Below are 19903 nucleotides of genomic sequence, written 5' to 3'. Positions count from 1 at the left end.
GGCGGCGTCCGCCCGTCCCGTGCGCGCAGCCGGACCGCCTGCCAGGATGGGCGCTGCAGGACCGCTGCGCGATCGAACGAGGGGATCCCCTGATGACGAACGACGACCGGAGCAACGAGGACCGGACCGGCGACGGCCGGGTGCCGGAGTGGGGCGAGGCGCCGCAGCAGCAGGCCCCCGCTGCGGACGAGCCCCGTTACGGGGAGCGGGTGGACCCGGCGCCGACCTCGACGCCGCAGTACGGCGAGCACGCGGCACCGTCGTGGGGCGAGCACGGCGCACCGTCCTGGGGGGAGCAGCGACCGACGCGGCACCCGTACGCGGCGGCAGCGGCGCCCGCCGGTGCCGGTGCTCCGACGTGGCAGGGCTACCAGGAACCGCCGGCGCGGAAGAAGACCCTCGGGGTGATCGCGTTCGTCCTCGGTGTCCTCTCGCTCGTGGTCGGTGTCGTCGGTGGCTACCTCATCGGCTCGGCGCTCGCGGGCAGCGGTGCGCTCGACGGCCTGGTGCAGGGCGGCAGCACCGCCACCCCGGACCAGCAGGAACTGCAACGGCAGCTGATGGAGGACCCGGCGGCGATGTCGAAGGTCGGTACCGGCGCCCTCGTGGTCGGCATCGCCGCGATCCTCGGGCTGTGGGCGATCGTGCAGGGCATCATCGCGATCGCGACGAAGCGCGGCCGCGGGTGGGGCGTCTTCGCGATCGTCCTCGCCGTGGTCGCCACGATCGCCACCTTCGTCACCTACACCGGTGTCGCCGTCGCGGGAGCCGCGAGCGGGACGCACTGACCCCCGTGCGCGTGGCACCGCTCGCTCCCGGGTCGACGCGGTTACCCTCGAACCGATGTCCCTCCCGCCCGACGACCGCCAGCAGCCCGACCGCACCGACCGTGGCCGGGAGCCCCGTCATGCGGCGCCCGTGACCGCCGGTGTGAGCCCCGGCAGCACGTTCGCGCCCATCAGTCTGCGTCCCGCGGTCGACGCCGAGGCCGTGCAGCAGCGCCTCCGCGACCTCGGGCAGAGCCGCAGCACCGACGCCCTCGCGGAACGCGCCGAACTCCTCCGCCTGCTCGGGCGGTTGGACGAGTCGCTCGTGATCGCAGAGGAGGTCTTCCGGCTGACGATGTTCACGGGTGAGCGTTCGGACAAGGTCGCGGCGCGCATCCGCCGCGCCCACGTCCTGCACGACCTCGGCCGGTACGAGCGCGCCGCCACCGAGGCCGGTCTCGCCCGCGACACCGCCCGGACCGAGGAGTGGCCGGAGCTCGAGGGCGCTGCCGCCGAGCTGGAGGGCTGGTCGCTGTTCGAGCTCTCCCGGTTCGACGAGGCACGGTCGGCGCTGTCCCGTGCCTACCAGGCGTTCCGGAAGGCCGGAGCACCGTCGGAACGCACCGAGGCGCTCAGCACCGCCGTCGAGGCCGCCCTCCGCGCCTCGGTCGCGCAGCCGAAGGCAGAGGAGAAGCCCCGCACTGCGCGGGAGATCGCCGCCCGACGCGCCACGGAGGACGAGCCGGTGGAGCGTGCCCCGGAGCCGGCGACGCAGACGCCCCCGCGACGCCGGCGCGTGCTCGGTGCACCGGACGCCGCCCGCACCGAGGCCGACGACCTCTGGGGTCGCATCGCCACGCGTGCTGCCCGGAAGGGCCAGGCCGGACGGGACGAACCGGGCGACGACGAGCAGTGACCTCGCTCGAGGCGGTCCGCGCGCGGGCCGAGCACCTCATGGCCGCCCACCTGGCCGATCCCGCGTGGTCGTTCGGCTTCGACCACGCCAAGACCCGGGCGGGGCAGTGCGACTTCGCACGTCGGCGCATCACCGTGAGTCGGCACCTGGCCGTGCGCATCTCGGACGACGACGTCGACCAGGTGCTCCTGCACGAGATCGCACACGCACTCGCCGGACCCCGAGCGGGGCACGGTCCGGCCTGGCGCCGCACGGCAGCGGGCATCGGGTACACCGGCTCGCGGTTGTACGACGGCCCCGTCGCGAGCGAACTCGCACCGTGGATCGGCACCTGCCCGGCGGGCCACGAGCACTTCCGGTACCGCACGCCGACCCGGCCGCTCGCGTGTGCGGTGTGCTCCAGGCGGTTCGACGCCCGGAACGTCATCACGTGGGACCGTCGCCCCGCTGCCGCGCCTCGCGCTAGCGCATGACGGCCCGCGCGCTCGGAGGCGCGCCGGTGACCCGTTAGCCTGGGCGGATGCACACGGGGCAGCACATCCGCACGGACACCGGTTCCACGTGGTTCTTCGACGCCGGACGGATCGCCCTCGACTTCGCGCACACCGGTGGGTTCGCCGACGACCCCGACGGTCGACGCCCGCGCGCGCAGCTCGGTGAGCTGCTCGCGACCCCGGCGGACCTCGACGAGTGGCTGAGCGACCACACCGAGCCGATCGACGTCGGAGCGACCGCGCGCGAGCTCCAGGACGCCCGCGCCCTCCGCGCGGCGATCGCCCGGCTCGCGGTCGCCGCGGCTCCCGGTCCGGCCTCGACCGCGGCGGACCGGACGGCGGTGGCGGCGGGCCTGCGCGCCGGGACCGGCCGCACGCGCCCCGCGCCCGACGACATCGACACCGTCAACCTGTTCGCTGCCCTGCCGGACGTGCCGCCGAGCCTCCCGGGTGGCCGCCGCCGGGCGGGAGCGAACCGTGTCCGGCTCGCCCAGGCGCTCTCGAGCGTCGCCCGTGACGCCGTCGCACTGTTCACCGAGGTCGGCTTCGACGACGTCGCCGCGGACGGCCAGCCCACCCGGCTGAGCCGGTGCTCCGCCGAGGACTGCGGGCTGGTGTTCTACGACTCGTCGCGGGGCGGCACCCGGCGGTGGTGCTCGATGCAGCGCTGCGGGAACCGCGCGAAGGTGCGGGCGCACCGCGCGCGACGCGCCGCGGTCTGAACCATTCCGAAAGCAAGGATTCGGCACACCGAATCCTCTGGCACACTGGTGTGATGACCGACACCGTGACGCGACGCACCGAGACGGACCCGCCGCGCCGCCGCGCCGCGGGCCTCACCCTGCTCGGTCCGGCGTTCGTCGCGGCCATCGCGTACGTCGACCCCGGCAACGTCGCGGCGAACCTCACGGCCGGGGCGAAGTACGGCTACCTGCTGCTCTGGGTCCTCGTCGCCGCGAACGCGAGCGCGGTCCTCGTGCAGTACCTCTCCGCGAAGCTCGGTGTCGTCACCGGCAAGTCCCTGCCCGAGCACCTCGGGCTGCGGATGCGCCGCACACCACGGCTGCTGTTCTGGGCCCAGGCCGAGATCGTCGCGGCGGCGACCGACATCGCCGAGGTGATCGGCGGCGCGCTCGCCCTCCATCTGCTGTTCGGGCTGCCGCTGGTCGTCGGCGGCGTCGTCACGGGCATCGTGTCGATGGTGGTCCTCGCGCTGCACAGCCGCCGCGGCACGCGCACCTTCGAAGCCGTCGTCACCGCGATGCTGGCGGTCCTCACGATCGGCTTCTGCGCCGGACTGCTGTTCGCGCAGGTCTCCCCCGGCGAACTCGTGTCGGGGCTCGTCCCGCGGTTCGAGGGCTCCGAGTCCGTGATGCTCGCGGCCTCGATGCTCGGGGCGACGGTGATGCCGCACGCGGTGTACCTCCACTCGGCACTCGCCCGTGACCGGCACGGCGACGTCCGCGCCGGCCCGGAGCGTCGGCGGGTGCTCGTGGCCACCCGGTGGGACGTCGCCCTGGCGCTCGTCGTGGCCGGCGGCGTGAACGTGTGCATGCTCGTGCTCGCGGCCGCGACGCTGCCCGGGGTCGGCGGGACCGACTCCATCCCCGGGGCGCAGCGCGCCATCGCCGAGCACGTCGGCCCAGTGGTGGGGGTGCTGTTCGCGGTGGGCCTGCTCGCGTCCGGGCTGGCCTCCACCTCGGTGGGGTGCATGGCCGGTGCCGAGATCATGAAGGGACTGCTGCACGTGCGCGTCCCGCTCGTGGTGCGACGGTTGGTGACGCTCGTCCCGGCGATCGTCCTGCTCGCCGTGCACGCGGACGCGACGATGCTCCTCGTCGTCAGCCAGGTCGTGCTGAGCTTCGGGATCGCCTTCGCGATCGTGCCGCTGGTGGTCTACACCTCACGTCGGAGCGTGATGGGCGCAGACGTCAACGCGATGACCACCCGCGTGGTCGCGGGGGTCATCGCGCTGGTGATCGTGGCGCTGAACGTGGCGCTCGTCGCGCTCACGCTGGCCGGCTAGTCGACGACGCGGACGCCCTTCCAGAACGCCACGTAGCCGGAGTAGTCCTTCCCCACGCGGTCGAAGGACGAGGGGATCGGGGTCGGGTACGACCACGCGTTGTCCTGCAGTGCCTGCCCGTCGACGTGGACGGTGTAGTACTGCGTGTCGCCCTTCCACGGGCAGTGGTACTGGGTGTCGCTCTCGGTGAACAGCTCGGTCTTCACGCTCGACGGCGGGAAGTACCAGTTGCCCTCGATCTGGATGAGGTCCTCCTGCGGGGCCTCGGCGATCACGGTGTCTCCGACGACTGCCTTCACGGCACGCTCCTTCGCTCGGTGTGGCACCGCGCGCTGCGCGGTACCCGATGTCGGAGCGAACGCTACGCGCGCGGACTCGATTCCCGCAGGGTCGTCAGCGCTCCGTCCACGGCGAGCGCCGCGTGGACCTCGGCCGGCGCGAGCGCGGCAGCGGCTTCCGAGGCGCTGACCAGGTGCTTCACCGCCCGCCGCAGCCCGGTGTACGCGGCGCAGGCGGCGGCCGCCTCGGGGGACGTGTGGTCGATGCCGACCTCGGCGAGCGCGTCGACCACGGCCCCGGCAGCGAGGAGGTCCTCGACCGCGAAGTCCGGTGCCTCCGGCACGTCGGCCGTCTCGCCCGCGTCCTCCGCAGCGTCGTCACCCGGTGCGTGGTGGTGCCCGGCTGCGACGATCGCGACGACACAGCGGTCGCCGCGTCCGGCCTGGAGGCGCGACACGCGTTCCGCGACCGCCGCCGCGTTGCCGAGGTGGCCGAGCACAACCTCCGGTCCCTCCGGCAGCCGGGCGGCGAGGGACCGCAGCGCCCGTTGCCGCGCTCCGGCGTCACGGGCGCCGGCGTCCGGGAGGACGTCGATCCAGACGAGCAGGTGCGTGCCGGGGGCGATGCGCGCTGCCCCGGCCGCACCCCATCCGAACCGGACCTGGTACCGCTGCTGCGTGTGTGCTGCCACCCGGTCACGATAGCCGCCGGGAACCACCTGATCTTCTCCACAGGTGACGTCGGCGCCCGGGGTCCGTCCTGGTCGGCGACCGTAGGATCGGGTGTCATGGAGATCGCCCCCGCACCCACCCTGACCGGCGACCGCGTGACGCTCGAACCCCTCGGTGCGGAGCACGCCGACGACCTCCGGGCGGCGGTCGCGGACGGCGATCTCTGGCGGACCTGGTACACGTCGATCCCCGCCCCGGCGCAGGTCGCCGACGAGATCGACCGTCGTCTCGCCGAGCACGAGGCCGGCCGCATGGTGCCCTTCGCCGTGCGTGACCGCCCGACCGGCCGGGTGGTCGGGTCGACGACCTTCCTCAACCTCGACACGGCGAACCGCCGCGTGGAGATCGGTGCGACGTTCCTGGCCCGGTCGGCGCAGCGGTCGGGCATCAACACCGAGGCGAAGCTCCTCATGCTCTCGCACGCGTTCGACGTCTGGCAGTGCATCGCGGTCGAGTTCCGGACGCACTGGCACAACACGCAGTCGCGTGCGGCGATCGCGGCGCTCGGTGCCAAGCAGGACGGCGTGCTCCGGAACCACGCGATCGGCCGCGACGGCACCCTCCGCGACACCGTGGTGTTCTCGATCATCGCCTCGGAGTGGCCGACCGTCCGGCTGTCCCTCGCCGAACGGCTGCGTCGGCACGACCGCGCCGAGGGCTCCCGCCGCCGTTCCGCCCGCCACGCCTGACCCACGGGATCCGCGCCGGGCTCGCACCCCGACGAGTAGCGTCCGGGGCGTGCACGTCGGCCTCCGGATCACCCTCGACGCGCCGGTGGACGCCGTGCGCGACGCCCTGCTGTCCCCGGCGGTGATGGTCGCCGTCACGAAGCCGTTCCTCGTCTACCGGTCGCGTGACCCGCAGGGGTTCCCGGTCCGCTGGACACCCGGGCGGCCACACCCGATCACGGCCCGGGCGTTCGGGGTGCTCCCGAGCGGGGACACCCACGTGCACCTCGAGCTGTACGAGGTCGACGGCGTCCCCGTCCAGCGCGACGTCGGCGGTGGCACGAGCGGCCTCTTCGCCCGGATGACCATGCAGCACCGGATGGCCGTTCGGCCGACCCCGGACGGTCGGACCCTGCTCGTGGACCGCCTGAGCTACCGGATGCGCCCCCGGGTGCTCGGTGCCCTGCTCTGGCCGGGGATGTGGGTGATCTGGCAGTGGCGTGGGTTCCGGATGCGCGCCCTCGCGCCCGGCTGGCGGCGCCCCGCACGAGCCGCGGTCTGAGGCGGACCGTCGCCGTCCCTCCCGGCACGACCGCCATGCCACTGCGCGCCACGCCGCTGGCGCTCGCCGACGAGCCGGGCGTACGCTCGCGGTGTGAGCCAGACGCAGGAGCCGGTGACCGTCGATCGCGTGCACAGCACGCTCGCCACCGTGGACTGGCGGCGGATGACGTTCGACCTCTACCGCCGGGTCCGGGCGACGAGCGACCCGGAGACCGCCCACGCGATGTGGCGCGAGACCCGCGACGCCATGTTCGGCGAGCACCCCGCGAGCCCGCTCCTCGACGAGGACGCCCGGGACTTCGAGTCGCTGCCCGTCCCGGACTACGACCCCTCGTGGCGGTTCCGCGCACGTGTCGAACCCGCGGCACCGCTCGCGATGGACGTCGAGACCGGGACCGACGGCATCGTGCACTTCGACCGGCTCGGCGTGGTGACGCTCGACGGGGTCGGAACGCTCGACGTGTGGTCGCACGGCGGCTACGCGGGCGGGGTGTTCATCCCCGTCAAGGACGCCAGCGCGGGCAAGGCACGCGGGACGTACGGCGGTGGGCGGTACCTCGTCGACACGATCAAGGGCGCGGACCTGGGCGGCGACGACGGCGAGATCGTGCTCGACTTCAACTTCGCCTACAACCCGTCGTGCGCGTACGACCCCGCATGGGCGTGCCCGCTCGCACCGCCCGGCAACACCGTCGCGGTCCCGATCCCCGTCGGCGAGCAGTACGACTTCTAGGGTGGAGCGCATGTCGGGTCTCGTCGCGATCGACGCCGGAGGGCGTGTCCCGCCGTTCGAGCAGGTGCGGTCGCAGATCGCCGCCCAGATCACGGCCGGGTACCTGGTCGACGGTGAGCGGCTGCCGAGTGTCCGTGGGCTCGCGGACGAGCTCGGGCTGGCGGCGGGCACGGTCGCGCGGGCGTACCAGCTCCTCGAGGAGGCGGGGCTCGTCCAGACCGCGCGCGGTGCCGGCACCCGGGTGATCCGGCCGGCGGAGGTGCCGCCGGCGGTCACCGGAGCGGCACGGGCCCTGGTGCTCGCGGCGCGTGAGGCCGGTCTGTCCGCCGACCAGGCCGCCGCCGCCCTCCGTGCGGAGTGGCCCGCCTGACGCCGTCGCGCCGTCGCGCCGTCCGAGACCCGGCGTCAGCAGTGCTCGTAGACGTAGTCGTCGCTCGACGGCGTCACGAGGTCCCGGTCGCGCAGGATCGTCATCGCCGGACGGTCGTCGTCCGAGCACACCGACGACCACGAGCGTCCGATGTTGTCCGAGTACTCGATGTCGATGACGTGTTCCCCGTAGGCCTTCGTGTAGGCGAAGCACTCCTGGTACTTCACACACTCCTCGGACACGACGAAGTCGAACCCGGTCGTCTTCCTCCCGGAGGCACCGAGCTGCGGCGTGTTCTTCTGCCCGACGGCCAGGCCGTGGTCGTGGCCGGCGCGGACGAACGCCGCCGCGAGCGCGAGGTTGCCCGCCCGGGTCAGTGCGCCGTGGGAGCGGGTCCACGAGTCGAGGTTGTCGAACTCCACGGCGTCGAACCCCCGGTCGGCACACCGGGCGATGGACGTCGTCAGGACGTCGACGATCTCGGAGCGCTTCGCCGCGGTGGTCGTGTCGAGGAGCATCTCGTCCGGCCACCCCGGGTCGGACACGGGTTTCCCGTCGGCGCTGCGCAGGACCGCGGACGGGTGGTCCCGGAGCCACATCCGCGCGTCCCCGGGCTGCGTCTGGAACCCGTTGACGTAGCAGATGGAGTACGTGCCCGCCGCCGGCCGGTCGGTGCTGTCCCGCTCCACGATCGTCACGCCGGACGGGGGCGTGTAGGACCCGCCGAGCTGGTAGTCCGGGATCCCGGAGGTCGGCAGGTTCGTGAACCCCGACCCCGACGTCCGGGCCGTCGTGTCGCCGGGACCCGTGCCGCCACCGTCGCCCGGTGTCGCCGCGCACCCGGCGAGCGCGACCACCGCCACCACGGTCATCGCGACGGTCAGCATCCCGGTCCGTACTCGCACGCCGGAATCCTCGCACGCTATGATGGACGTACTCGAGGCGCCGATCGCCTCGTGCGTCGTACGGACGCCCCCGAACTCCCGACCACGTGTCACCACGATCGCGGTCGATGATCGAGCACCGTTCACAGGTGCCAGGCTTCTCTGCTGCGGCGACTGCGCCAGCCACACCCGTTGGCGCGCATCCCGCCCGCGCGCTGCCTCAGAGCGCGCCCACGGCCGGCTCGCGCCGGCTCGAAAGGTCACGATGACCGACAACACTCCCGACACCCGTTTCTCCGACCTCGGCGTCCCCGCGCCGATGGTCGACGTCCTCGCCCGTCAGGGCAAGGAGACCGCGTTCCCGATCCAGGCCGACACGCTCCCCGACTCGCTCAAGGGCAAGGACGTGCTCGGCCGTGGCCGCACCGGCTCCGGCAAGACCATCGCCTTCGCGATCCCGCTCGCCGCCCGCCTGGCCGCGAACCCCCGTCCGCGCCGCGCCGGTCGCCCCCGGGCGCTCGTGCTCGCCCCGACCCGCGAGCTCGCGACCCAGATCGACGCGACGCTGGCGCCCCTGGCGAAGGCGATGGGCCTCAACACCACGACGATCTTCGGCGGCGTCTCGCAGGGCCGTCAGGTGGACGCACTGCGCGGCGGTGTCGACGTGGTCGTCGCCTGCCCGGGTCGCCTCGCGGACCTCATGCAGCAGGGCCACGTGCGCCTCGACGGCATCGAGGTCACCGTCCTCGACGAGGCCGACCACATGGCCGACATGGGCTTCCTGCCCGGCGTGACGAAGATCATGCAGGCGACGCCCGAGCAGGGACAGCGGCTGCTGTTCTCCGCCACGCTCGACAACGGCGTGGACAAGCTCGTCAAGAAGTTCCTGCACGACCCGGTGATGCACTCCGTCGACGACGAGACCAGCCCGGTCGAGGCGATGACCCACCACCTGTTCGAGGTCGCCGACGCCGACGCGAAGAAGGACCTCGTCCGCACGCTGGCCTCGGGCACCGGTCGCCGCATCCTGTTCATGCGCACGAAGCACCACGCGAAGCGCCTGGCGAAGCAGCTGACCAGCCAGGGCATCCCGGCCGTCGACCTGCAGGGCAACCTCTCGCAGGGCGCCCGTGAGCGGAACCTCGCGAAGTTCTCGTCCGGCGAGGCGCTCGTCCTGGTCGCGACCGACGTCGCCGCCCGTGGTGTGCACGTCGACCACGTCGAGCTCGTCGTCCACGTCGACCCGCCGATCGAGCACAAGGCGTACCTGCACCGCTCGGGCCGCACCGCCCGCGCCGGTTCGTCCGGTGACGTCGTCACGGTGACGCTCCCCGCCGAGCGTCGTGACGTGGCGCAGATGATGCGCGCCGCCGCGATCAAGGTCACCCCGCAGCAGGTCACCGCGGCCTCACCCGCGGTCACCACCCTCGTCGGCGAGGTCGCTCCGGTCCGCCACCTGGCGCCCGAGCAGCCGGCACAGCAGCAGCGCCAGCCCAAGCAGCGCACGAACGGCTCCGAGAGCACGGGCGGCGGCCGTCGTCGTGGTCGCGGCGGTCGTTCGGGAGGCGCGGCGCAGGCCCCGCAGGCAGCTTCCGCCGCCGGGTCGAACGGGTCGACCGGGTCCGCCGGTGGACGCCGCGGTGGCCGCTCCGAGCAGGCCGGCGGCGAGCAGCGCCGCGGCGGCGCGCAGGGCGCCGGTGCGGGCGCGGGCGGCGGCCAGCGCCGTTCCGGCGGCAACCGTCGCGCGTCCAGCGACGTCGTGCGCGGCGGATCGGCGACGGTCTGGTCGTCCGACGGCGGGTACGCAGCGGGCCGGGGAACCGGCAACGAGTCGGGCGGCAGCCGTCGTCGTGGGTCGCGCCGCGCCTCCCGTCCGGCGGGCTCCGCGCACTGACCGTCGCGCCGCGCACTCGGTCCGGCTCGGACGGTGGCGGGGGACAACCTCCACGTGACCTCCGAGGCCCGGCCCGTCCCCGGCGTACGTTCTGTGTCACCGGAGGCCGCGCGAGCGGCTGACGGGGAACCGTCCGCTGTTGGAAGGAGTGCCTATGGCTGGCATCGACGACATCAAGAACGCCGCTGAGAAGGCGGCCGGCAAGGCCAAGGAAGGCGTCGGCAACGTGACCGGCAACGACCACCTCAAGGCCGAGGGCAAGACCGACCAGGTCAAGGCCGACGCCAAGCAGGCGGGCACGAACGTCAAGGACGCCGCGACCGGCGTCGCCGACAGCCTCAGGAACGACGACAAGTAAGCCGGTCCAGTACCGAGCTGCGAAGCCCCCGGGTCCGATTCGGACCCGGGGGCTTCGTCGTGCACGCGGTGCGAGCGCTACATCAGCGCGCCGACGGACGCGAGCCCCGCGCGGAGGAGTGCTCCCCGGCCGCCCTCCATCTCCTCGGCGACGGCGTCCGACGCCGCTTCCATCGGGCTCATCCAGGTGAGTTCGAGGGCGTCCTGCCGGGGCTCGCAGGTGCCGGTGACCGGGACGACGTACGCCAGCGAGATCGCGTGCTGTCGCTCGTCGGTGTAGACCGAGGCGCCGGGCAGCGGGAAGTACTCGGCCACCGTGAAGGGAGTCGGGCTCGAGGGCAGCTGCGGGAACGCCATCGGCCCGAGGTCCTTCTCGAGGTGGCGGAACAGCGCCGTGCGGATCGACTCGCCGAACATCACCCGGCCCGAGACCAGGGTGCGGGCGATGGAGCCGCTCGGGGCGACGCGGAGCAGCACGCCCACCTCGGTGACGACGCCCAGGCCGTCGGTGCGGACCGGGATCGCCTCGACGTAGCAGATGGGCAGTCGACGACGGACGTTCGCGAGTTCCTCGTCGGACAGCCAGCCGGAGTCGGGGTCGGGAGTGCGCAGCGAGGCCATGCACCGTGTCTACCAGTCGCTCCGGCGAGTTCGACGGAAGGCGCGGGGGTTGGGATTGGTTGATGCGTCAACTACTGTCGTGGCCATGATCGATCGCGACGCCGTGCAGTGGACCCGCAGCCCCTCGGAACGGGTGGGCACGCCGCTGCTCGTCGCCATGCACGGGGTGGGGTCGGACGAGCGTGACCTGCTCGGGCTCGCGCCGGCACTCCCACCCGAGTGGACGATCGCGTCGTTGCGGGCGCCGATGCCCTGGGGGCAGGGGTTCAGCTGGTACCCGCTCGGCACGCCGGGCTCGCCCGCGATCGAGGACGTCGACCGCACCACGGCGGAGGTGCTCGCGTGGATCGACTCGGTGTCCGCCGACCACTCGACGGTGGGGTTGCTCGGGTTCTCGCAGGGCGGCTCGATGGCCTTGCAGCTCCTGCGTGCACGGCCGTCGGCGTTCGCGTTCGCCGTGTCACTGTCTGGGTTCGTCGTCCCGGGCGTGCGTGATGGCCGAGACGACCAGGTCGCAGCCGTCCGCCCCCGGGTGTTCCTCGGGCACGGCGACCTCGACCCGGTGATCCCGGCGGAGGCCACCGCGCGGACGCAGGCGTGGGCGGCCGCGAACACCGACGTCACGGATCGGGAGTACGCGGGGCTGCCGCACGCGGTTTCCGCGGCGGAGCTGGCGGACGTGGCCGCGTTCATCGCGGCCTCCTGAGCGCGGCCGCGCGCGCCCGGTGCGGCCGCGGGGGCGAGTCTCGCGCTGATCGACACTCCTCGGGCTCGGAGACGCGAGGAGTGTCGGCGGGCGCGAGACTCGGGCGAGCAGGGACGGACGGGAGGCGCGGTGCNGCCTCCCGTCCGCCGGTGGACCGTCAGTCGGCGAGGATCTGGAGGAGGTCCTTGCGGAGCTGGTCGATCTTGGCGGTGGCCGCCTTCGCCTGCTCCTCCGTCGCGCTCGTGCGGTACATGTGGAGGACGCCCATGGTCTTGCGGAGCGTCTCCACGAACTCGCGCTGCGCGTCGGGCAGCCCCGGCGCGTCGAACGCCGCGGCGATCTCGTCGGCCTTGGCCTCGGCCTCGGCCTTGCCGGCGTCGGTGAGCTCGAAGAGCGTCTTGCGTCCGTCGCCCGTCGAGACCACGAGGTCCTCGTCGACGAGCTGCTGGAGCGTCGGGTAGACCGAACCGGGGCTCGGCTTCCAGGCGCCGCCGGTCCGCTCGGCGATCGTCTTGATCACGGCGTACCCGTTCTGCGGACCCTCGGCCAACAGACCGAGGATCGCGAGTCGGACGTCGCCGCGGCGCCGGCGCTCCCGACCGAAGCCGGGTCCGCCGAAGCCTGGTCCGACGCCCATCCCCGGGCCGAACCCACCGCGGCCACCGAAGCCGGGGCCTCCGAAGCCAGGACCGAAGCCCCGGCCGCCGTGGTCGTGGTCACCGCGGTCGCGACCGGGGAAGCCGGCGCCGTGGTGCTGCCGCGCGCCGCCGAAGCGGGGTCCGCGCGGACCGGGGCCGCGGTGATCGCGGCCGAACGTGTTGCTGTCGTCGTCGTGCATGGTGCGCATGTCGACTCCTTCCTTGCGTGTTGCGTCTGCTCGCGAACGGTCTGACCCAACAGTCTTCGTCGTATCGCGATGTGTTTACGATAGATCGGTAACTATCGGTGTGTCAAGGGGTACCGCACGCTCGGCTCGCTGTCGGTGGTCCCGGGCAGGATGGGACGGACCATGACGGACGTCCTCGAGCGCTTCTCCCCCGCCACCGCGGAGTGGTTCCGTGGCGCCTTCGACGCTCCGACGGCGGCGCAGGCCGGCGCGTGGGACGCCGTCTCGACCGGCCAGCACGCACTCGTGATCGCGCCGACGGGCTCCGGCAAGACCCTCGCGTCGTTCCTCTGGTCGATCGACCGGCTGATCAGCGCGACCGACCGCCCGCCCGCGAAGCAGCGCACCCGGGTGCTCTACGTCTCACCCCTCAAGGCGCTCGGCGTGGACGTCGAACGGAACCTCCGCAGCCCGCTCGTCGGCATCACCCAGACCGCCAGGCGCCTCGGGCTCGAACCACCGGACATCACGGTCGGGGTCCGGAGCGGCGACACCCCTTCCTCCGACCGGCAGAAGCTGCTGCGGCAGCCGCCGGACATCCTCATCACGACACCTGAGTCGCTCTACCTCATGCTGACGTCACAGGCGCGCGAGACCCTGGTGAACGTCGACACCGTCATCGTGGACGAGGTGCACGCGGTCGCATCGACGAAGCGCGGGGCCCACCTGGCCGTGTCGCTCGAACGGCTCGACGACCTGCTCGACACTCCCGTCCAGCGCATCGGCCTCTCCGCCACCGTGCGCCCGCCGGAAGAGGTGGCACGGTTCCTCGGCGGCCGCGCACCGGTGTCGATCATCGCTCCGCCGGCGCAGAAGACGTTCGACCTGCGCGTCGTCGTCCCGGTCGACGACATGGCGGAACTGGGCGCTCCCCCGGTGGGCGCCGACGCGACGGAGTCACCGACGAACGGCTCGATCTGGCCCCACGTCGAGGAACGCGTGGTCGACCTCATCGAGGAGCACCGCTCGACGATCGTGTTCGCCAACTCGCGGCGGCTGGCCGAACGACTGACCGCGCGACTCAACGAGATCCACGAGGAACGCGTGCTCGCGGCTGCCGGCTCCGTCGGTGACGGTGCGCTGGTGCCCGCCGGGGTGGTCCCCGCCGACGACGGACTCCCCGCTGCCCGTCCGATCGGTCAGTCCCCCGGGCGCGCCTCCGCGCACGCACCGGTCGTGGTGCCGAAGCGACCGCCGGCGCAGCTCATGGGCGGGTCGGGGCAGACCGGTGGTGGCGGGTCGGAAGGGTCCGTCCCCGTCCTCGCCCGTGCCCACCACGGCTCGGTGTCGAAGGACCAGCGCGCCGTCATCGAGGACGACCTGAAGTCCGGCCGCCTCCGCTGCGTCGTCGCGACGAGTTCGCTCGAGCTCGGCATCGACATGGGCGAGGTGGACCTCGTCGTCCAGGTCGAAGCGCCGCCGTCGGTCGCGAGCGGGCTGCAGCGCGTGGGGCGTGCCGGGCACCAGGTGGGCGAGATCTCCCGGGGCGTCCTGTTCCCGAAGCACCGCGCCGACCTCGTCAACAGCGCCGTCACCGTCGAGCGCATGGTCTCCGGCCAGATCGAGTCGATCTCCGTCCCGGCGAACCCGCTCGACGTCCTCGCGCAGCACACCGTCGCCGCGGGTGCGATCGACACCGTCGACGTCGAGCACTGGTTCGAACTCGTCCGGCGGAGCGCCCCGTTCAGCAGCCTGCCGCGCTCCGCGTTCGAGGCCACGCTCGACCTCGTGACGGGTCGCTACCCGAGCGACGAGTTCGCCGAGCTGCGTCCGCGGCTCGTGTGGGACCGGGTGCACGGCACCCTGACCGGTCGTCCCGGCGCCCAGCGACTCGCGGTGACGAGCGGCGGCACCATCCCCGACCGCGGGATGTTCGGCGTCTTCATGGTGGGTGAGAAGGCGTCGCGCGTCGGGGAGCTCGACGAGGAGATGGTCTACGAGTCCCGCGTCGGCGACGTCTTCGCCCTCGGTGCGACGAGCTGGCGCATCGAGGAGATCACGCACGACCGGGTGATCGTCAGCCCGGCGTTCGGGCAGCCCGGGCGGGTGCCGTTCTGGAAGGGCGACGGCATCGGTCGCCCCGCCGAGCTCGGCCGCGCCACCGGCGCGTTCGTGCGTGAGGTCGAGGGCGCCTCCGACGAAGACGCCCGCGCTCGCGTCGCAGCCGGTGGCCTCGACGAACGCGCCGTGACGAACCTCCTCACCTTCCTGCGCGACCAGCGACAGGCGACCGGGTACGTGCCGAACGACACGACGCTGGTCGTCGAACGGTTCCGCGACGAGCTCGGGGACTGGCGGCTGATCCTGCACTCGCCGTACGGCGTGCAGGTGCACGCGCCGTGGGCCCTGGCGGTCGGAGCCCGGCTGCGGGAGCGGCACGGGATCGACGGCGACGCGATGGCCGCCGACGACGGGATCGTCGTGCGCATCCCCGAGACCGATGCCGAACCGCCCGGCGCCGACCTGTTCGTGTTCGAGCGCGACGACCTCGATGCCCTCGTGACCGACGAGGTCGGAGCGTCCGCGCTGTTCGCCGCCCGCTTCCGGGAATGCGCAGCGCGAGCGCTCCTGCTGCCCCGCCGCAACCCCGGGCAGCGATCGCCGCTCTGGCAGCAACGACAGCGCGCGTCCCAGCTGCTCGAGGTCGCCCAGAAGTACCCGTCGTTCCCGATCGTGCTCGAGACCGTGCGGGAAGTCCTGCAGGACGTGTACGACGTCCCGGCGCTGCTCGGCATCGCCGACGACCTGGCCGGACGACGCATCCGGATCGTCGAGACCGAGACGGAACAGCCGTCACCGTTCGCCCGGTCGCTGCTGTTCGGGTACGTCGCGGCCTTCATGTACGAGGGGGACTCCCCGCTCGCCGAACGTCGAGCGGCAGCGCTGTCGCTCGACTCGACGCTCCTCGGCGAGCTGCTCGGTCGAGCTGAGCTCCGGGAACTCCTCGACCCCGCGGTCATCGCGTCGGTCGAGCGCGACCTCCAGCGGCTCTCACCCGACCGCCGCGCGCGGGACGCCGAGGGCATCGTCGACGTGCTGCGGCTCGTGGGCGCGCTCGACCTGGACGAGGTGGTCGAGCGCAGCTGGCTGGCCGCCGACGACGACCAGGCCGCGGCGCGAGCGACCGTCCGGACGACGCTCGAGGCCCTCGAACGCGACCGCCGGGTGCTGTCCTTCTCGCACGCCGGTACCACCAGGTGGGCCGTGATCGAGGACGCCTCCCGGCTGCGCGACGCCCTCGGTGTCCCGCTGCCGATCGGCGTCCCGACGGCGTTCGTGGAGCCCGTGGCGGATCCCCTCGGGGACCTCGTCGGCCGGTACGCCCGGTCGCACGGGCCGTTCTCGGCGCAGGACGCGGCCGGCCGCCTCGGCCTCGGGATCGCCGTCGTGCAGGACACCCTCCGGCGGCTGGTGGCGGACCGCCGCATGGTCGAGGGCGAGTTCCGTCCCGATCGTCAGGGCGCGGAGTGGTGCGACAGCGAGGTGCTCCGCCGCATCCGCACGAAGTCGCTCGCGGCGCTCCGGCACGAGGTCGAGCCAGTGTCGCCGGACACCCTCGCCCGGTTCCTCCCCGCCTGGCAGCACGTGCACACGCCGGGCACGCGCGGCGGACTGCGCGGTGTGGACGGCGTGCTGCAGGTGATCGACCAGCTCGCCGGCGTCGCGCTGCCCGCGAGCGCCTGGGAGACCCTGGTCCTGCCGGCACGTGTCACCGACTACGCGCCGAGCATGCTCGACGAACTGACCGCGACGGGCGAAGTGCTCTGGTCCGGTGGTGGCACGCTGCCCGGGAACGACGGGTGGGTCCGGCTGCACCTCGCCGACACCGCGCGGACGACCCTCGCGGAGCCGGCCGGCGACGAGACCACCGAACTCCAGCGGGACGTCCTCGGGGCCCTCGCCGGCGGTGGCGCGTACTTCTTCCGGCAGCTCGGCCAGGCCGTCGGCAGCACGGACGACCAGGCGCTGTCGACCGCGCTGTGGGACCTCGTCTGGGCCGGACAGATCACGAACGACACGTTCGCGCCGCTCCGAGCGATGCTCGGTGGGAAGGCCAAGAGCTCGACCGCCCCGCGTGCGCGGGCGTACCGGGGTCGTCGACGGCCGACGATGCCGACGCAGTCCGGTCCGCCCTCCGTCGGCGGACGGTGGTCGTTGCTCCCGCTCGCGGAGTCCGACTCCACCGTGCGCGCGGCCGCGACGGCGGAACAGCTGCTGGAACGGTACGGGGTCGTCACGCGCGGGGCGGTGCAGGTCGAGGGCGTGCGCGGCGGCTTCGCCGGGGTGTACCGGGTGCTGTCTCGGTTCGAGGAGTCCGGGCGCGCTCGACGGGGGTACTTCGTCGAGGGACTCGGGGCCGCGCAGTTCGCGACCGGTCCGACCGTCGACCGGCTCCGGACGTACGCACGTGACCTCGACGACACCGAGCGCGACGACCCGGACCGGAAGCGCGAGGCACTGACCCTCGCCGCGACCGACCCCGCCAACGCGTACGGCGCATCGCTGCCCTGGCCGACCGACACCTCCGGCGATGGGACACCGGACGACGACGGGTCCGCGGCCGGCACCACGAAGGGCCGGGGGCACCGTCCGGGACGGAAAGCCGGCGCGCTCGTCACGATCGTCGACGGCACCCTCGCGGTGTACGTCGAGCGCGGGGGCAAGTCGGTCCTAACGTTCACGGACGACCCAGCCGACCTCCAGGCGGCCGCGCGTTCCATCGCAGCGACCGTCCGCGGCGGGCTCGGGAAGCTCGCGGTCGAGCGCGTCGACGGCGACTTCGTGCTCGAGACGCCGCTCGGCAGGGCCCTCCGGGAAGCCGGGTTCACCGCGACACCGCAGGGACTCCGGCTCCGTGTGTGACCGCGTCGCCGAAGCGGCCGGCCCGGCCGTCCTGCCGGGGCGAGCGAGTCCGACCGGGGCGATCCGCGCCTCCCGTCCGCACCACGACGACGAGACGGGGGTGACCCGTGCCTGAGGGCGACACCGTGTTCCGGGCTGCGCGACGGCTGCACGAAGCACTCGCGGGCAAGACGCTCACCCGGAGCGACTTCCGCGTCCCGGCGTTCGCCACCCTGGACCTCGTCGGCCGCACCGTCGACGAGGTCGTCCCGCGTGGGAAGCACCTGCTGCACCGGATCGGCGACCTCACCGTGCACTCGCACCTCAAGATGGAGGGTCGGTGGGACGTCTACGCCCCGGGCGAGCGGTGGCGTCGGCCCGCGCACCAGGCTCGGGCGATCCTCGACGCGGCCGACGTGTCGACCGTCGGGTTCGCCCTCGGGGTCCTCGAGGTCGTCCCCCGCGACCAGGAAGACGAGATCGTGGGGTACCTGGGCCCGGACCTGCTCGGGCCCGACTGGGACGCCGAACTCGCCCTGGCGAACCTGGTGCGCGACCCGGAACGGCCGGTCGGCCTGGCGCTCCTCGACCAGCGCGTGCTCGCCGGCCTCGGGAACGTCTACCGGAACGAGCTCTGCTTCCTCCGCGGGGTCCTCCCGACCCGGCCGGTGGGCGAGGTGCACGACCCGGCTCGGATGATCGCGCTCGCGAGCCGGCTCATCATCGCCAACCGCGACCGCAGTGCCCGCGTCACCACGGGTGTCGACCGTCCCGGGCGGCGCTTCTGGGTCTACGGCCGGGCGGGGAAGCCGTGCCTCCGGTGCGGCACGCCGATCCGCTCCGGCGAGCTGGGCGAGTCCGAGCTGACGCTGCGGGACACGTACTGGTGCCCGCGCTGCCAGACCTGACGGCTGGTGGGTAGCGTGGCCGAGTGTCGTTGCGCCTCCCCGTGATCTCCTGCAGTCTCGACCCGACGAGCAGGAGCCGTACGCTCGCGCGGATGTCGGTCGACCTGCTGTGCGGCGGCGGGCACGATGCGGTCGTCGTCGACCTGGCCACGAGCCGGCTCCCGGCGTTCGACAACGACCGTGTGTTCGAGCACCCGGTGTTCGCGGAGCTCCACGAGCTGATCGCGTCCGCCGATGGGGTGGTCCTCGCGATGCCGATCTACAACTGGTCGCCGCCGGCGACGGTCAAGTCACTCGTCGAGGCCACGGGCGCGACTGGGCAGCAGGGCAGGGAGGCTGCCTGGTTCGACAAGCTCGTCACCTTCGTGTGCTCCGCAGGCCTGCCCCACAGCGCGATGGCGACCGGGTCGCTCGCACAGTCGTTGATGCTCGACTTCAAGTGCGTCATCAACCCGCACAGCGCGTACGTCACGGAGCGGGACTGGACCTCGCCCGGCGAGCTCGTCCCGGACCGGGCGGAACGGCTGGCCCGTTCGATGTCGGTGCACGCCGAACTCGCCGGACTGCTCGCCGGACGGACCTACCGGTCCGGGTGGGAGGTGTGACGGTCAGCGGTCGGAGGCGTCGGCCACGCAGCTCTCGACCTGCTTCGCGAGCTTGGAGTCGGCGCTGAAGGAGCTCGGTGCCGGGGACGCCGAGGCGGACTGGTCCGAGACCGAGTTCTTCGCGGCCTGGTTCACGGCGTAGAGCGGGCCGTCGAAGTCATCCGACTTCGGGTCCTTCGTGGTCGCCCAGACCGTGATGTCGTCGTCGTTCGGGTCGTTGCTGTCCGCCGGGACGATCGTGGCGCCGAGGTACCAGCCGCCGTCGCCCTTCTGGATGTTCGCGAACTCGGTCGTGTCGTGCTTCCCCACGGCCTTGTCGATCGCGTCGACCGTGGCGCTCGAGGCGATGTCGCACTGCGCGGACTGCGACTTCTCCTCCGACCCGGGCACCTTGCCGACGGGGTTCGGGTTCTGCGCGCCGCCCGGGTCGCAGGCGGTGAGCAGGAAGGCGATGGTGGCGGCGCCGAGGAGGGCCGAGGCGGTCGTGGCTCGCTTGGACATGGACCGGACGGTAGGCGGCCTCCGGTGGGGGTGGACCCAGGACGTCCAGGAGGCGCGGGTTGGCCGGGCAGGCTGGTCGCCAGGAGGCGCGGCTGCCCGGCAGGCGTGTCGGCAGGTCGCGCCCCGGCCTCCGCCCGGTGGAGGCGGGGCC

The 19903-nt window shown here is 73.1% G+C and carries 21 protein-coding genes; 15 read left to right on the top strand and 6 right to left on the bottom strand.

What is annotated here, in order from left to right; translation table 11 throughout:
• Nucleotides 1–92: 92 nt before the first annotated feature.
• From ACTJKO_RS06470 to ACTJKO_RS06450, 5 genes are read left to right on the top strand one after another with little or no spacing between them, the layout of a single operon-like run.
• Nucleotides 93–788 (top strand): hypothetical protein, encoded by a 696-nt coding sequence (locus tag ACTJKO_RS06470; protein ID WP_440686887.1) that lies wholly within the window; start codon nucleotides 93–95, stop codon nucleotides 786–788.
• 55 nt (nucleotides 789–843) lie between these two features.
• Nucleotides 844–1683: a hypothetical protein gene (locus ACTJKO_RS06465; protein ID WP_440686885.1), complete on the top strand. Its 840-nt coding sequence runs from the start codon at nucleotides 844–846 to the stop codon at nucleotides 1681–1683.
• A complete protein-coding gene (locus ACTJKO_RS06460) occupies nucleotides 1680–2156 on the top strand; it encodes a SprT-like domain-containing protein (protein ID WP_440686883.1) in 477 nt (158 codons plus the stop codon). Before ACTJKO_RS06465 ends, ACTJKO_RS06460 begins: the two co-directional genes overlap by 4 nt.
• A 47-nt stretch (nucleotides 2157–2203) precedes the next feature.
• Complete coding sequence (locus ACTJKO_RS06455; RefSeq protein WP_440686882.1) at nucleotides 2204–2899, top strand: CGNR zinc finger domain-containing protein; 696 nt, start codon at nucleotides 2204–2206, stop codon at nucleotides 2897–2899.
• A 53-nt stretch (nucleotides 2900–2952) separates the two neighbouring features.
• Nucleotides 2953–4203, top strand: a complete 1251-nt coding sequence (locus ACTJKO_RS06450; RefSeq protein WP_440686880.1) for an Nramp family divalent metal transporter — start codon at nucleotides 2953–2955, stop codon at nucleotides 4201–4203.
• Here the strand turns inward: ACTJKO_RS06450 and ACTJKO_RS06445 are convergent.
• Both ACTJKO_RS06445 and ACTJKO_RS06440 read right to left on the bottom strand, forming a co-directional pair.
• Nucleotides 4200–4502, bottom strand: coding sequence for a DUF427 domain-containing protein (locus ACTJKO_RS06445; RefSeq protein ID WP_440686878.1), 303 nt, complete (start codon nucleotides 4500–4502; stop codon nucleotides 4200–4202). The two genes, ACTJKO_RS06450 and ACTJKO_RS06445, sit on opposite strands and share 4 nt — an antisense overlap.
• 62 nt (nucleotides 4503–4564) lie before the next feature.
• Entirely contained in the window at nucleotides 4565–5173 is a 609-nt protein-coding gene (locus ACTJKO_RS06440; RefSeq protein WP_440686876.1) for a 2-phosphosulfolactate phosphatase, read from the bottom strand.
• Between the two features lie 96 nt (nucleotides 5174–5269).
• On the opposite strand from ACTJKO_RS06440, the gene ACTJKO_RS06435 reads away from it, so the two are divergent.
• The 4 genes from ACTJKO_RS06435 (at nucleotide 5270) to ACTJKO_RS06420 (ending at nucleotide 7548) form a co-directional block, all read left to right on the top strand.
• Nucleotides 5270–5902: a GNAT family N-acetyltransferase gene (locus tag ACTJKO_RS06435; RefSeq protein WP_440686874.1), complete on the top strand. Its 633-nt coding sequence runs from the start codon at nucleotides 5270–5272 to the stop codon at nucleotides 5900–5902.
• A 49-nt stretch (nucleotides 5903–5951) separates the two neighbouring features.
• Nucleotides 5952–6443, top strand: coding sequence for a hypothetical protein (locus ACTJKO_RS06430; protein ID WP_440686872.1), 492 nt, complete (start codon nucleotides 5952–5954; stop codon nucleotides 6441–6443).
• 93 nt (nucleotides 6444–6536) lie between these two features.
• Nucleotides 6537–7178, top strand: a complete 642-nt coding sequence (locus tag ACTJKO_RS06425; RefSeq protein ID WP_440686870.1) for a DUF1684 domain-containing protein — start codon at nucleotides 6537–6539, stop codon at nucleotides 7176–7178.
• 10 nt (nucleotides 7179–7188) lie between these two features.
• The gene (locus tag ACTJKO_RS06420) at nucleotides 7189–7548 is read left to right on the top strand and encodes a GntR family transcriptional regulator (RefSeq protein WP_440686868.1); all 360 of its coding nucleotides are present in this window, start codon (nucleotides 7189–7191) and stop codon (nucleotides 7546–7548) included.
• Nucleotides 7549–7583: 35 nt separating this feature from the next.
• Here the strand turns inward: ACTJKO_RS06420 and ACTJKO_RS06415 are convergent, their stop codons facing one another.
• The gene (locus ACTJKO_RS06415; protein WP_440686866.1) at nucleotides 7584–8453 is read right to left on the bottom strand and encodes an endo alpha-1,4 polygalactosaminidase; all 870 of its coding nucleotides are present in this window, start codon (nucleotides 8451–8453) and stop codon (nucleotides 7584–7586) included.
• Between the two features lie 244 nt (nucleotides 8454–8697).
• Here ACTJKO_RS06415 and ACTJKO_RS06410 point away from each other — a divergent pair, with 244 nt between their 5' ends.
• Together ACTJKO_RS06410 and ACTJKO_RS06405 are read left to right on the top strand one after the other, a co-directional pair.
• A complete protein-coding gene (locus tag ACTJKO_RS06410; RefSeq protein WP_440686864.1) occupies nucleotides 8698–10326 on the top strand; it encodes a DEAD/DEAH box helicase in 1629 nt (542 codons plus the stop codon).
• A 154-nt stretch (nucleotides 10327–10480) separates the two neighbouring features.
• Nucleotides 10481–10684 carry a CsbD family protein gene (locus ACTJKO_RS06405; protein WP_440686862.1) on the top strand — a complete coding sequence of 68 codons (204 nt, stop codon included), beginning with the start codon at nucleotides 10481–10483 and terminating at the stop codon, nucleotides 10682–10684.
• A gap of 77 nt (nucleotides 10685–10761) precedes the next feature.
• Here the strand turns inward: ACTJKO_RS06405 and ACTJKO_RS06400 are convergent, their stop codons facing one another.
• Nucleotides 10762–11304, bottom strand: coding sequence for an NUDIX hydrolase family protein (locus ACTJKO_RS06400; RefSeq protein ID WP_440686860.1), 543 nt, complete (start codon nucleotides 11302–11304; stop codon nucleotides 10762–10764).
• Nucleotides 11305–11389: 85 nt separating this feature from the next.
• On the opposite strand from ACTJKO_RS06400, the gene ACTJKO_RS06395 reads away from it, so the two are divergent.
• Nucleotides 11390–12010, top strand: coding sequence for an alpha/beta hydrolase (locus tag ACTJKO_RS06395; RefSeq protein WP_440686858.1), 621 nt, complete (start codon nucleotides 11390–11392; stop codon nucleotides 12008–12010).
• 157 nt (nucleotides 12011–12167) lie between these two features.
• On the opposite strand, the gene ACTJKO_RS06390 is transcribed toward ACTJKO_RS06395, so the two are convergent.
• On the bottom strand, nucleotides 12168–12857 hold the full coding sequence (locus ACTJKO_RS06390) for a PadR family transcriptional regulator (RefSeq protein ID WP_440686856.1): 690 nt from the start codon (nucleotides 12855–12857) through the stop codon (nucleotides 12168–12170).
• Nucleotides 12858–13019: 162 nt separating this feature from the next.
• Between ACTJKO_RS06390 and ACTJKO_RS06385 the strand changes: the two genes are divergently transcribed.
• The 3 genes from ACTJKO_RS06385 to ACTJKO_RS06375 all read left to right on the top strand — a co-directional run bounded on the left by ACTJKO_RS06385 (nucleotide 13020) and on the right by ACTJKO_RS06375 (nucleotide 19251).
• Nucleotides 13020–17759, top strand: a complete 4740-nt coding sequence (locus ACTJKO_RS06385; protein ID WP_440686854.1) for an Lhr family ATP-dependent helicase — start codon at nucleotides 13020–13022, stop codon at nucleotides 17757–17759.
• 107 nt (nucleotides 17760–17866) lie between these two features.
• Nucleotides 17867–18646 carry an Fpg/Nei family DNA glycosylase gene (locus ACTJKO_RS06380; RefSeq protein WP_440686852.1) on the top strand — a complete coding sequence of 260 codons (780 nt, stop codon included), beginning with the start codon at nucleotides 17867–17869 and terminating at the stop codon, nucleotides 18644–18646.
• A gap of 23 nt (nucleotides 18647–18669) precedes the next feature.
• Nucleotides 18670–19251, top strand: coding sequence for an NADPH-dependent FMN reductase (locus ACTJKO_RS06375; protein ID WP_440686850.1), 582 nt, complete (start codon nucleotides 18670–18672; stop codon nucleotides 19249–19251).
• Between the two features lie 3 nt (nucleotides 19252–19254).
• On the opposite strand, the gene ACTJKO_RS06370 is transcribed toward ACTJKO_RS06375, so the two are convergent.
• Nucleotides 19255–19752 carry a hypothetical protein gene (locus ACTJKO_RS06370; RefSeq protein WP_440686849.1) on the bottom strand — a complete coding sequence of 166 codons (498 nt, stop codon included), beginning with the start codon at nucleotides 19750–19752 and terminating at the stop codon, nucleotides 19255–19257.
• Between the last annotated feature and the right edge of the window lie 151 nt (nucleotides 19753–19903).

This window comes from Curtobacterium sp. 22159 (genome assembly GCF_052045775.1).
Lineage (GTDB): Bacteria > Actinomycetota > Actinomycetes > Actinomycetales > Microbacteriaceae > Curtobacterium.
This window is presented reverse-complemented; position numbering and strand designations above follow the sequence as displayed.

Excerpts from the sequence above, each read along its gene's own strand:
- ACTJKO_RS06410 (WP_440686864.1), top strand. The coding sequence starts at position 8,698 with ATGACCGACAACACTCCCGACACCCGTTTCTCCGACCTCGGCGTCCCC.
- ACTJKO_RS06465 (WP_440686885.1), top strand. The coding sequence starts at position 844 with ATGTCCCTCCCGCCCGACGACCGCCAGCAGCCCGACCGCACCGACCGT.
- ACTJKO_RS06405 (WP_440686862.1), top strand. The coding sequence starts at position 10,481 with ATGGCTGGCATCGACGACATCAAGAACGCCGCTGAGAAGGCGGCCGGC.
- ACTJKO_RS06400 (WP_440686860.1), bottom strand. The coding sequence starts at position 11,304 with ATGGCCTCGCTGCGCACTCCCGACCCCGACTCCGGCTGGCTGTCCGAC.
- ACTJKO_RS06450 (WP_440686880.1), top strand. The coding sequence starts at position 2,953 with ATGACCGACACCGTGACGCGACGCACCGAGACGGACCCGCCGCGCCGC.
- ACTJKO_RS06385 (WP_440686854.1), top strand. The coding sequence starts at position 13,020 with ATGACGGACGTCCTCGAGCGCTTCTCCCCCGCCACCGCGGAGTGGTTC.
- ACTJKO_RS06470 (WP_440686887.1), top strand. The coding sequence starts at position 93 with ATGACGAACGACGACCGGAGCAACGAGGACCGGACCGGCGACGGCCGG.
- ACTJKO_RS06420 (WP_440686868.1), top strand. The coding sequence starts at position 7,189 with ATGTCGGGTCTCGTCGCGATCGACGCCGGAGGGCGTGTCCCGCCGTTC.
- ACTJKO_RS06390 (WP_440686856.1), bottom strand. The coding sequence starts at position 12,857 with ATGCGCACCATGCACGACGACGACAGCAACACGTTCGGCCGCGATCAC.
- ACTJKO_RS06435 (WP_440686874.1), top strand. The coding sequence starts at position 5,270 with ATGGAGATCGCCCCCGCACCCACCCTGACCGGCGACCGCGTGACGCTC.
- ACTJKO_RS06370 (WP_440686849.1), bottom strand. The coding sequence starts at position 19,752 with ATGTCCAAGCGAGCCACGACCGCCTCGGCCCTCCTCGGCGCCGCCACC.
- ACTJKO_RS06455 (WP_440686882.1), top strand. The coding sequence starts at position 2,204 with ATGCACACGGGGCAGCACATCCGCACGGACACCGGTTCCACGTGGTTC.
- ACTJKO_RS06395 (WP_440686858.1), top strand. The coding sequence starts at position 11,390 with ATGATCGATCGCGACGCCGTGCAGTGGACCCGCAGCCCCTCGGAACGG.